We start from the raw sequence: 11887 nt of genomic DNA, 5'->3' as shown, positions 1-11887 counted from the left end.
CTGAACTTGCTGAAGCTTACTACAACCGGGGTATTCTCCGCAATGAACAGAAAAACTACCTAGGTGCGGAAGCAGATCTTAATCGAGCAATTACGATTAACCCTGAATTTGCTGAAGCTTACTACAACCGGGGTACTCTCCGCTATGAACAGAAAAACTACCTAGGTGCGGAAGCAGATCTTAATCGAGCAATTACGATTAACCCTGAATTTGCTGAAGCTTACTACAACCGGGGTTTTCTCCGTAGTGAACAGAAAAACTACCTAGGTGCGGAAGTAGATTACAATCGAGCAATTATGATTAACCCTGAATTTGCAGAAGCCTACAATAACCGGGGTCTTCTCCGCACAGAACAGAAAAACTACCCAGGTGCGGAAGCAGATTACAATCGAGCAATTATGATTAACCCTAAATTTGCAGAAGCCTACAATAACCGGGGTCTTCTCCGCACAGAACAGAAAAACTACCCAAGTGCAGAAGCAGATTACACTCAAGCAATTAGAATTAACTCGGTTGACGCAGGAGTCTACGTCAACCGAGGGATCGTCCGCGCCTATCTAGATAACAAACCAGGTGCGATCGCAGATTTGCAAACAGCCGCCCAACTATTCCGCAAACAAGAAAATATAGAGGCATATCAAAAAACGCAAGAACTCTTAAGTGCATTGCAAGCATTGCCAAGATAATCTACTCGTTTGAGACCGTAGAAATCAAAGAAATTATTGAAACAACTCATCTGAATAACAACCTGGTGAAGTTTTCCTCACATCTCGAACTGTTAGGGTGAAGTCGAATAAGATACTTAACAATTAAAGAATTGAGCCAAATTGATGAAGACAAGTTTTAATTCTAAGCTCAATTACATCATTGCATCAGGTCTTAAAATGAACAACAAATTCTTCTGGCTGGGAACAGCGATAATTGGGACAACTTTAATTGGTTTAGCGCCAATGGGTGCTTTCGCCCAATCTCCCAAACTTACTAAAGCAACTCAAACCAAGCACCCAAAACTCTTATTGAGCCGAAACTCTGAGGAACAAACTCGGATTGAGTTATATGCAAAAGCAAGCCCTGCTGTAGTTGCAATTTCTACAGGATTAGGACATGGTAGCGGCTTCATTATCAGCCCAGATGGTCTAGTTCTGACCAATGCCCATGTTGTTCAAGGTAGCCCTTCCACCGTCACTGTAGTTTGTCAAATGGCAAACAAGTCTTAGCCGATGTAGTTGGTTTTGCCAGCAACGGTTTAGATTTAGCCGCCCTCAAGATTCGCAATCAAAGCAACTTGCCTACCCTAAAATTAGCAAGTCCACGCTCCGTGCGCGTGGGGCAATCAGTATATGCGATCGGCACACCCTTAAGTGTGACACTGCAAAATACTTTTACCGATGGCATTGTTAGCCGGATTGATTTGGAAAATAGCTTAATTCAACACGATGCGGCGATTAATCCCGGAAATTCTGGAGGCCCATTACTAAATTCTCAAGGGCAAGTAATTGGGATTAATAGCGCTATAATCACCGACGGCAAAAGTTCCAGCTATATAGGCATTGGTTTAGCAATTCCCATAGAAGCAGCCCAACCTTTTTTGGTAGCTGTAGAACGAGGAAATGCTCCTTTAATCAGTCAGCGCCAACAACCCAATCCAAAAAGAGAAGTTCAAGACTTGGTTTTTAATCGGGGTAAAGTAGAAACAACGCTCAAAAAAGGCGATCGCGTTTTACCAAACAATAGCTACTTTCATTTGTATGTCTTTGAAGGTAAAGCGGGTCAACAAATAACTATTGAAATGGATAGTAGGCAAATTGACCCATCTTTATACTTGCTGCTTCCTGGCAAAGAAAAGCTAATAGCGCAAAACGATGATATATCGCCCACAAATTTTAATGCTAAATTAAGTGCAACTTTACCAGAAGATGGGATCTACTTTATATTTGCCAACACTTTTGAAGTAGGAGAAACAGGCAAATATAGTTTGCAAGCATCTGTTAAATAGTGCAGACTTAGAAGCAATATTTTTTACGAACGCACTCAAAAGTTATTCTGTTTTATTAAGCATAAATAAGTGAAAACCATGAAAATTAAATCAATTATTGCCTTATTAGCTGGCTGTGCCTTCACTACTTTTGGGGTAACGGCGATGGTAAATCAAGTCCAAGGGAGTGAAGATGTACGGTTTATTTGTGCCACAGGCTTTGATAAACGGACTAATAAGCGCTATCCCACCACTTATGCTTGGACTGGAGGGCAGAAAAGAACAATTATCCGTTGGAAATATAAGTGGTTTAATAGTCCGGCTAATACGCCTCAAAAGCGGTGTCAGGACATATCAGCCCGGCTGCAAACTGCCTATAACAACGGTAGTTTGAAGTTTATTACCAATAGCAGAATTAACAATCAACCAGTAATTTGCACAGCGCGTAACAATGGTGGGGCTTGCAATACTACTTTACTTACGCTGCGACCAGATGATGACCCGCTAGTGGTTCTCACCAGTCTTAAAGACGCACTGAGGGGACGTGGTAGTTCACCGTTAGAACATAGTTCTGGAGACAAGCAAGTTTATTATCAAATTGATATTGATAAATTTCTCCAAACTGCTCCCATCGAGGAAGAATAAAGCTTTTTTCCTAAGAAATGCAATTACCTATTAATTAAAAATTAATAGGTAATTGCTGACATATTACCTATTACCCAACAAATGAATCTTCGACACCTAGGTATCATCCCCCTGTTGGGCAGCTTATTAATTCTGCCCATTACTGCTGTCGCTTTGACTAACCCTATCTCCGCCAATCCTGATTCTATTCAGCTTGCTAGGAGCTTATCCCCTACCCAAATCCGTCAACTTGCCCAAGCTATTACCGTCAAAGTCTTAACTAATAGAGAACTTGGTTCTGGTATCCTCATTGCCAAGCAAGGGACAAACTATACAGTTTTAACTAACGCCCACGTCCTTAATGCTAAAGGTAACTATCGCCTCCAAACTCCCGATGGCATCATTTATTCCGCCCTCGTCATCAACAAAGGTAATTCTCTCCAGGGTAATGACTTAGCTATATTACAATTTTCCTCCCCAAAAAACTATCGTATCGTTACTTTGGCCACCACTACCACTAAAGCCGAAAATCAAAGCGTATATGCCGCAGGGTTTTCCATAGATAGTCAACAACTACTCATTACCACAGGCAAAATCTCCCTTATTGCCCCTAAACCCTTAGCGGGGGGATATCAACTTGGCTACACTAACCAAATTAAACAAGGTATGAGTGGAGGCCCACTGTTAAATCAATCGGGAGAACTAATCGGAGTCAATGGCTTACTTAATAATGCAATCTTAAACGATACTTATACTTACTTAGATGGTTCTAGTCCTACTAACGAGGTACGCCAACAACTGCGCCAACTTAGTTTTGCCGTACCGATTGCGACCTTAGCCCAACTACCAACACAAGAGGCTGTAATTCCTTCCCAAGAGCGTAATCAGAATCCTCAACCTGTACCCGTCCCCAAGCAATCAGCTTTGACTGGAGTAGCTGGAGAGGTAGACCTAATTGCTCAACAGATTACCTTGAGAATTGACTCAAAAAACAATGGTAATGGTTCTGGGGTAATTATCGCTCGTCAAGGACAGATTTACTATGTTCTTACAGCTTCTCACGTAGTCGAAAACCAAGACCAATATACTGTCCTCACCCCAGACGGAGAAACCCATCCAGTTGCAGCTAACGATATAGTTAAGGAAGCAGGGCTAGATGTAGCAATTCTCAAGTTTAGTAGTCAAAAAGAATATCCCGTAGCAACTCTAGCTAGATATAACCTGTCAGATTCTAAAAGCCATTGGGTATTTTTATCAGGATTTCCAGGTTCACAGAAGGGACATCGCAAGTTTAGCCCTGGTGTGCGTTTTGATAAAAACGATGGATTTTTTCAAACAAAAGACACTACTGCCAATTTAAGTAATGGCTATGAGTTAGTATTCACTAATCTGTCTCTACCAGGGATGAGTGGAGGACCACTGCTAGATGTTAAAGGGCGAGTAATTGGCATTGGTGGTCGTTCAGAAGGGGAAGAATTTAGTGAAAAACTGGAGCGGAATTTAGGCTATGCCTTGGGAGTGCCAATTACTACAGGTTTAGCACTAGCAACCAAGGCGGGACTCAAACCCCAATGGATGAAGGTAGAAACATCCTCATCACCAACTTTAACAGATGCAGAAGTTAGTTCGATTCGCAATCAGCCCTCATTTACCCCCACAAAACCAGAGATAGAAGGGGATGAGAATGAATGGCTAAATTATGGCAATTTACTATGGCGATTAGAAAGATATGACGAAGCGGTGGCGGCGTTGCAGCAATCCATAGCTAAAAATCCTGATTTCTATCAAGCTTATTATGCTCTAGGGCTAATACAACAGTTTCAGAGAAAATTTCCTGAAGCAGTAGCGACTTTTAAGCAAGTTATTGGTATCAATCCTGATTATTATCAAGCTTGGCGCGAACAAAGTAGTACGCTTGTCTGGTTAAAAAAATACTCCCAAGCCCTAGCCGCAATTGAGCAGGCGATTAAGATTAATGCGGAGCAAGCAGATAAGGATAATAATCCTCAAGACTTTATCCTCTATGTGAATAAAGGGAATGTATTATACGAATTAAAACGATATGCAGAGGCTGAAGCGGCTCTTAATGAAGCGATTAATATTAAACCGAGTGAATTAACTTACAACAACCGGGGTAGTGTCCGCTATATACAGAAAAACTACCCAGGTGCGGGAGCAGATTACAATCAAGCAATTAGAATTAACCCGCAATTAGCTGAAGCCTACTACAATCGGGGTAATCTCTACACTGAACAGAAAAACTACCCAGGTGCGGAAGCAGATTACAATCAAGCAATTAGAATTAACCCGCAATTAGCTGATGCCTACAACAACCGGGGTCTTCTCCGCAAAGAACAGAAAAACTACCCAGGTGCGGAAGCAGATTACAATCAAGCAATTACAATTAACCCGGAAGATGCTGATGCCTATCTTAACCGGGGTGTTCTCCGCAAAGAACAGAAAAACTACCCAGGTGCGGAAGCAGATTACAATCAAGCAATTAGAATTAACCCGGAAGATGCTTTAGCCTACAACAACCGGGGTATTCTCCGCAAAGAACAGAAAAACTACCCAGGTGCGGAAGCAGATTACAATCAAGCAATTAGAATTAACCCGGAAGATGCTTTAGCCTACGGCCTCCGGGGTATTGTACGCAAAGAACAGAAAAACTACCCAGGTGCGGAAGCAGATTACAATCAAGCAATTAGAATTAACCCGGAAGATGCTTTAGCCTACAACAACCGAGGTAATCTCCGCAAAGAACAGAAAAACTACCCTAGCGCGATCGCAGATTTACAAACAGCCGCGCAACTATTCCGCCAACAAGGGAACCCAAAAGCGTATCAACAAGTGCAGTAAGCATTAAGTCAGTTGCAAGCATTACCATCTCCATGAAATTAATTACTAGCTGGGATCGTGAGAGACATTTATTATTGGTTCTAACCTCTATTACTTGGTGTAACTATGCAATGCTGCCTTAATCCCGATTGCTCTCTACCCCTCAATCCTGACAATACGAAATATTGCCAAAATTGTGGAAAGCACCTAGCGACTTTAAAAAATCGCTACTACCCTATCAAATTTTTGGGGGCAGGAGGATTTGGCAGAACCTATTTAGCAGAAGATAAAGATAACCTCAACGAACTTTGCGTAATTAAACAGTTAGCACCAAAGTTACAGAGTATCCAGGCTCTCCAGAAAGCAGAGCAGTTGTTTAAGCAAGAAGCAGAAAAACTCAAACAGTTAGGCGGACATCCACAAATCCCAACTTTGTTTGCTTATTTTGAGCAAGATGAGTGTCTGTATTTAGTCCAACAGTACATCCAAGGACAAAACTTGTTCCAAGAAATGCAAAAAGGGGGAATTTTTAACGAACAAAAAATTCGGCAACTATTGAATGAGTTATTACATATCCTACAATTTGTCCACCTTCATCAAGTAATTCACCGAGATATTAAGCCAGAAAATATCATGCGTTGTCTTCCTATGTCTGTACTTTCTCCTCAACAAAAACTTGAAGGGAAGGAGAGAGTATCTTTAGTCCTAATTGATTTTGGCATAGCCAAGCAGTTAGAACAGACAAACCTAACAAGAGGAACTAATATTGGTACTTACGGCTATACAGCGCCAGAACAATTGCAGAAAGGTAAAGTTTATCCTGCTAGCGATCTATATAGCTTGGGTGCTACCTGCGTTCACTTGTTGACTGGAGTTTCGCCCCATCAACTATTTCAGCAGCAAGGCTATGAATGGACATTAAATTGGCGAAAACATTTGCGATCGCCTATAAGCCAACAATTAGAATTGATTATAGATAAGCTCCTGCGCCAAAACTACGAGCAACGCTATCAATCAGCAGAGGATGTCTTATCAGACTTAAATACTCAATCTGTTCCTACAGAACCAATCACTACTCAAAGCTCATCTTCCCTAACTAGCCCCAGACAAGTTACTACCCCAAATCAAAAACCTAAGTTTAAAAAAATATCGCTCGGACTATGTAGCGTTCTCCTTGTGGGAGTAGTAGGAACTCAAACCTATGGATATTTTCAATATAAATTGTCTCCGTTCAATCAACTCTTTGCAATTACAGGAATGCAAAGCCGACTCTTACTGAAAAATACGATTTCTGTAGCGCCCAACTGGGTTAGCTCCCTTGCCATCAGTTCTAATCAACAAACTTTGGCAACTGGAAACTCTGACAACACACTCGGATTATGGAACCTCAAGACGAAAGAAGTAAAAAAGATTTCAACTGGCTCTAGCTATCCCGCCGATCCCCTAGCTATTAGCCCTGACGTGCAGACTTTGATCAGTGGAACTAATAACGGAGAACTAAAAATCTGGAATCTGAATACAGGTAAGCTACAAAAGACTCTTACAGGGCATAGCTACCCAGTTAATGCCTTAGCTATTAGCTCTGACGGACGTACCTTAGTAAGTGCCAGTACCGACAATGCGATCGCAATTTGGAATTTGCAGTCACAAGCACAAAAAACTATCCCTAGCGAACATACTGATTTAATTAATTCTCTAGCTATTAGTCCAAATGCCCAGACTTTAGTTAGTGGTAGCGCCGACAATACGATAAAAGTTTGGAATTTGCAGACTGGAGAACTGGACAACACCCTTTTGGGGCATACAGGTTCAGTTACTTCCTTAGCTATTAGCCCCGATACCCAGATTTTGGTCAGTGGTAGTGGCGACAATACGATAAAAGTTTGGAATTTGCAGACTGGGGAGCTAGACAACACCTTTTTGGGACATACAGATTCAGTTACTTCCTTAGCTATTAGCCCCGATGCCCAGATTTTAGTCAGTGGTAGTAGCGACAATACGATAAAAGTTTGGAATTTGCAGACTGGGGAGCTAGACAACACCCTGCTTGGGCATACCTATACAATTAAGCTCCTCAACATTAGCCCCGATCAACGAACTCTAGTAAGTGGGAGTTATGACGGTAAACTAAAAATTTGGCAATTACCATAATTAAAACTTCTCATGAGATTAGGTTATGTAAGTTACGGGGATAGTAATATGGCGGAAGAGCGATCGCAATTTGGACAAACTCAGCAAACATAAAGCCTTCGGTTGTTCGCCAAAGTCGAGCTAACTAGGCAACTTCAGTCTGAGAAATTGAGAGAGTTTTAATAATATTGAGAAATTGCAGCAAGATAGGAGATGAATAATCGTGCCGCCAAACAGCAGTTAATTGGGCAATATGCAATCGCTCTGCCGCGCGGCTAAAGCTCTGTTCGTCTGCAACGGCAATAAAGTAGCGGAGATAGCGAAGTTGGGCGCTGACAGCCTTCCCCGCCGTTGGGTTTCTGCTAGTAATTATGATTTGTGATCGCGTATGGGTAGCAATGCTTGAGCCACACTGGTGCCAATCCGTCCCCGACCTCCAAGAATTAAAACCTGGTCTGTCATTGCCCAAAAGTGGTAACACTCCTACTTTAGTGCAGCAGTTTTTAGTTGCTTATGTTGTCCGTAGCAGGGATGAAGTTTGTAAAAGTAGTCCGACTTCTCTTACTTTTGGAATACTCAAACACAATAAATGCTATAGAATTTCTTTATTCAACTTATTAGAAGCAAATGGCTAACTGGCGTTTGAATTTAAAGCAATTCTTTCAAGCTTTGTGCATTGCTCTTTCCGCGCTTTGGAGAAAGTTACAGCGATCGCGGCTAAGAAGCGATCGGTTAGCCAAGACTTGCGAAAAGTTGCAACAACAACTTGCGAATTCTCCAAGTAGAGAAAAGGCTTGGAAAACTTATACAGAAGCGTTATCTTTAGCAAAAAATAGCGATCGTACCAAGCTTGCTCAAGTTATTCTCAAATTCGATCCGCTTTTCGGCGAACAAGGTTACAGTTTTAGTCCAGCGATTGGACAAGCCTTGTCATTTTTGCTAGAAGCAAAGCCGCAAACCTCTCAAAATCTTGATGCGGCTTGGCGAATTATTCACCGATTAAATGAACCTTCTTCCGTTCGAGAAATCCAGCAGCAGATTTGTCGTCAACTTGGACTGATAGGTGATAGCAATATGCTCTTAGCGAAGTTAGTCAAACGGCGGAGGGAAGATACCCTCAATGTGGAAGAACTCTCCCAAATCCTCAGCACGTTTTTAGAACATCATTCGTTTCAACTGGTCGCCCCTTGGAAAGCGTTTTTAGGGCAGTTGCAACTGAAAGAATTACCCCAAATACATCAAGTTTATGCAATTCTTGATCGCCCCATTGAAGCCTCTGAAATAGCAGAAGCCGTTGGAGACTACCGGGGTGTAATTAGCTACCTTAAACCCTTGGCAAGTCGAGAAATAGAAATCGCCTTTCGCATCCTGACACTATCGAACCAGTTAGGAGATGAAGTTGCGCCCAGGCTCATCAGCAAGTCGCTGAGAGTTTTTGGCAGGAAAATAATTTTATAGAAGCATTAAGGCACTTTCAGAGCGCAGGCAATCTTGAACAGGTTAGCAACTGTCATCAGCAGTTAGGAGCATTAGGGCAGGCAATCCAATGTCGTCCGTCAATCAGTGCAAAATGGATACAAGATATTCGGCAAACCTTAGAAACCACCGTTCGAGCGCAAATCGATTGCCAAGAATTTTTAGCTGCTGTTTGCCTGTTGAAATTAGTAGAGGACGCTTGGCAAGAAAAATCTCAAGCGGCGGAGGCTGAACGGACACAGCACCTTTTAGCGGAAGCCGTCAGAACCGCTCGATGGGCGTTGACTTCGGAGTTACAACGGTCTGAGAGTCAATCCTCAATAGATATATTTAAACGCTGGAGCTTGCTAGAAGAATCCGCAGGCAATTATCTTGAAGCTGGATTACAAGCGGAAAAAGCTCAAGATTACTTCGCCGCATCTGTGCTGTTTGAAAAAGCCAATGCCTTTGGTCAAGCTTTGGTTGCCCTAGAATCAGCCTCTCCCAAGGGACTAGATTCCCACAAAAAAGCCCAACTGCTAGAGCAAGGAGGTAACTTTTTTCTGGCAGGCCTGCTTTACGAACGGCTAGGAGAAATCGACGGCTTCTTCAATGGCAGAATCATTCAATGGTGGCGGGGTTTGGGGTTTAAGTGGGCGCTTGACCTTGAGGATATTCTTAGCATTCATAAAGAAGGTGAAAAGGATTGCAAGGATTACAGTTTGAGCATTTTAGGATAGTTATATACGATTCTAGACTACCTCAAATGCGATTGCTTCCAGCAGTGCCGTAGGCAATCGCCTGCAATCGAAGTAGTAAACGGTAATAAAGATATTGATAAGAATTGGCAAAAGCTTTAGGAGAGTTTTTTCATGTCTCTCCACACTTGTTTAATTAGGGCTGAAATACGTGACTGCCAAATCTATTTAGCAGGAGGACTGGATGGCTGAACGTTAGTCTGGGTGCTAACTGTTCCAATCGTATATAGAGCTAAGGGGATCACAAAGATTAGTGCCAGTAGCACCGCCAACCATTTAAGCCAATTCGTTTTCGGGCGACCTTTGACTGGGTACTCGCAGCTTAAACAGATTTCTACTTCAGAACTATTGAGAGTTCCGCATTCTTTACAGGGAATTAAAGCCATTACTTTAAAATATTTAGCTAGGTCAATTGAGCAATTTAAACATTAGAGTTCTGAGATGCGATCGCTTCGTCAATTTCAGCGCGTTCTTGAGTGTAGTAAATTTGGGCAGCTTTCAAGTCATCTTTGGTCAAATCTGGGTAATCACTCAACAAATTTTCTTCTGAGCATCCATCGTTACACAAGGCGATCAATTTCCAAACTGGGATTTGCGTCCGACCTATGCAAGCGGCTCCATTACAAATTCCATGAGTCTTTCTGATTTTTGTCTTCTTCATGTTAGATGCTAATGATTGTAGTGACTTCCGTTGGTTTCTGTACCTATTTTCTATGATAGAGCGAAGCTTATTTAATCGGTATAGCAGGGTTTGAATGTTATTAAACAGTGTCCGCCGCCGCTTGACTACTACCCAGCAGTCTAAACATTCAAAATCTGGACAGAAACAAATTCAGGCTGCTCAATAAGAAACAGGTTAGGCGTAGAGGGTTGATGATTAAGTCTGCTGTGAAATTAGGCGCCAGGGTAGCAGCAAAAGCATGAGCAAATTACTTAACCAAAAAAGGAGCATCAACCACAACACGCTATTCAGGAGCTTTTGTCTAGGTACGATAGTTCGAGTGTTAGCAATTAGAAGCTTTTGACCCTGCCACAATTGCCAAAGGCGGAAAGCTTTACAGATAGTTCCAATCGTCACTGGAATACTGGAAAACAGAACTCCACTTAAAACTCGCTTAGTTACAATTTGAACGATTTCTGTACTATAACGTTAAGGTACATTTGCCTGTATCTTAACGTTATAGTACAGAGTAATTTGCTATGCCTAAAGCTGCTCAACAAATCAGAATTGCAATCGAGAGCAATGCTGGAGGGTCGGGTAAGACAACACTAGCCATCCACCTAGCCTATGCTTTAGGAAAGAAGGGGTATAAGGTTATTTTAATCGACTTAGATCAAAATGGCTCATTAAGTCTATTTACAGGAGAAACGACAACGTATGGGAGAGAACAATCTCTTGCTGCCATCTTCGATGCAGGTTTTGACGGTAACTATCCTTTAGTCGCTATCTGGAAGGATTATGTGGATAACATCCAATTTCTTCCAGGTGGCGCACCACTAAAAGAAATTATCCGTAGTCTGCATCTCTACGAACGAAAGTATGAAATCCTCAAAGACAGGTTGGAAGATTACCCCTTTAATGCGAATGTTGTTATCTTAGATACCCCTGCATCCCTAGAACCAATGGGATTAATTGCTCTCGCCGCATCAACCCATGTCTTGGTTCCTTTAAAGCCGGAGTATAAGGACTCGTTTGGCGCAGCAGGAATGGTCAATTGGTTTTATCAGAAAATAGAAGCTCTTCGGCTACGTCCAAAACCAGAGATATTAGGATTTGTACCTTCTAGAGTAAACGCGGCTAAATTTGCTGCACACCGTAATTTGTTAGGACTTGATAGTAAAGGTAAACCCCGAACAGATATCGAATTAACTGATACGATTCCTTCTCAATTGAAGCAGATGGGCATCACTTGCTTTCCACCAGTTAAAGAATCTGGCTTCATTTTGAGTGCTAGTGGCACAGGGCTACCTGTGCAGATTTATCAACCGGGGGACTCGATTGTGAAATCATTCGACCCCATTGTGGCGTGTAAGCTGATAGACATTTAACTTGTAAGAACTTTATTTCCTTTATTACGGAGCTTTCTATTCCAATTAATTACTAAGT

General features: G+C 42.0%; 12 protein-coding genes. 9 read left to right on the top strand and 3 right to left on the bottom strand.

Translation table 11 applies throughout. The features are described 5' to 3' along the window. The 6 genes from C7B70_RS23585 to C7B70_RS23565 all read left to right on the top strand — a co-directional run. The coding region (locus tag C7B70_RS23585; protein WP_146134155.1) for a tetratricopeptide repeat protein at nt 1–686 on the top strand (686 nt) is incomplete at its 5' end. Between the two features lie 198 nt (nt 687–884). Then, the gene (locus C7B70_RS28550; protein WP_199192484.1) at nt 885–1217 is read left to right on the top strand and encodes a trypsin-like peptidase domain-containing protein; all 333 of its coding nucleotides are present in this window, start codon (nt 885–887) and stop codon (nt 1215–1217) included. Continuing rightward, nucleotides 1193–1996 (top strand): trypsin-like peptidase domain-containing protein, encoded by an 804-nt coding sequence (locus tag C7B70_RS28545; RefSeq protein WP_199192483.1) that lies wholly within the window; start codon nt 1193–1195, stop codon nt 1994–1996. The genes C7B70_RS28550 and C7B70_RS28545 overlap by 25 nt, the downstream gene beginning before the upstream one ends. Before the next feature lie 78 nt (nt 1997–2074). After that, nucleotides 2075–2620, top strand: coding sequence for a COP23 domain-containing protein (locus C7B70_RS23575; protein WP_106371371.1), 546 nt, complete (start codon nt 2075–2077; stop codon nt 2618–2620). An 81-nt stretch (nt 2621–2701) separates the two neighbouring features. After that, on the top strand, nt 2702–5458 hold the full coding sequence (locus C7B70_RS23570; protein WP_106371370.1) for a serine protease: 2757 nt from the start codon (nt 2702–2704) through the stop codon (nt 5456–5458). A 105-nt stretch (nt 5459–5563) separates the two neighbouring features. Next, nucleotides 5564–7588, top strand: coding sequence for a serine/threonine-protein kinase (locus tag C7B70_RS23565; protein WP_106371369.1), 2025 nt, complete (start codon nt 5564–5566; stop codon nt 7586–7588). A gap of 124 nt (nt 7589–7712) precedes the next feature. On the opposite strand, the gene C7B70_RS27265 is transcribed toward C7B70_RS23565, so the two are convergent. After that, nucleotides 7713–8048, bottom strand: a complete 336-nt coding sequence (locus C7B70_RS27265; protein ID WP_233221090.1) for a LysR family transcriptional regulator — start codon at nt 8046–8048, stop codon at nt 7713–7715. Nucleotides 8049–8194: 146 nt separating this feature from the next. On the opposite strand from C7B70_RS27265, the gene C7B70_RS23555 reads away from it, so the two are divergent. Both C7B70_RS23555 and C7B70_RS26625 read left to right on the top strand, forming a co-directional pair. Beyond that, on the top strand, nt 8195–9025 hold the full coding sequence (locus C7B70_RS23555) for a hypothetical protein (protein ID WP_106371368.1): 831 nt from the start codon (nt 8195–8197) through the stop codon (nt 9023–9025). Nucleotides 9026–9222: 197 nt separating this feature from the next. After that, nucleotides 9223–9762 carry a hypothetical protein gene (locus C7B70_RS26625; RefSeq protein ID WP_158260575.1) on the top strand — a complete coding sequence of 180 codons (540 nt, stop codon included), beginning with the start codon at nt 9223–9225 and terminating at the stop codon, nt 9760–9762. Between the two features lie 182 nt (nt 9763–9944). Here C7B70_RS26625 and C7B70_RS23550 read toward each other — a convergent pair whose 3' ends face one another. Beyond that, nucleotides 9945–10166, bottom strand: a complete 222-nt coding sequence (locus C7B70_RS23550) for a hypothetical protein (protein WP_106371367.1) — start codon at nt 10164–10166, stop codon at nt 9945–9947. A 35-nt stretch (nt 10167–10201) separates the two neighbouring features. Further along, entirely contained in the window at nt 10202–10441 is a 240-nt protein-coding gene (locus C7B70_RS23545; RefSeq protein WP_106371366.1) for a DUF433 domain-containing protein, read from the bottom strand. A 539-nt stretch (nt 10442–10980) separates the two neighbouring features. On the opposite strand from C7B70_RS23545, the gene C7B70_RS23540 reads away from it, so the two are divergent. Then, nucleotides 10981–11829: a ParA family protein gene (locus C7B70_RS23540; RefSeq protein ID WP_106371365.1), complete on the top strand. Its 849-nt coding sequence runs from the start codon at nt 10981–10983 to the stop codon at nt 11827–11829. Nucleotides 11830–11887: the final 58 nt, after the last annotated feature.

Source organism: Chlorogloea sp. CCALA 695, from assembly GCF_003003885.1.
GTDB lineage: Bacteria > Cyanobacteriota > Cyanobacteriia > Cyanobacteriales > Chroococcidiopsidaceae > Aliterella.
The sequence above is the reverse complement of the archived record's forward strand: the minus strand, read 5'-3'. Positions and strand labels throughout refer to the sequence as shown.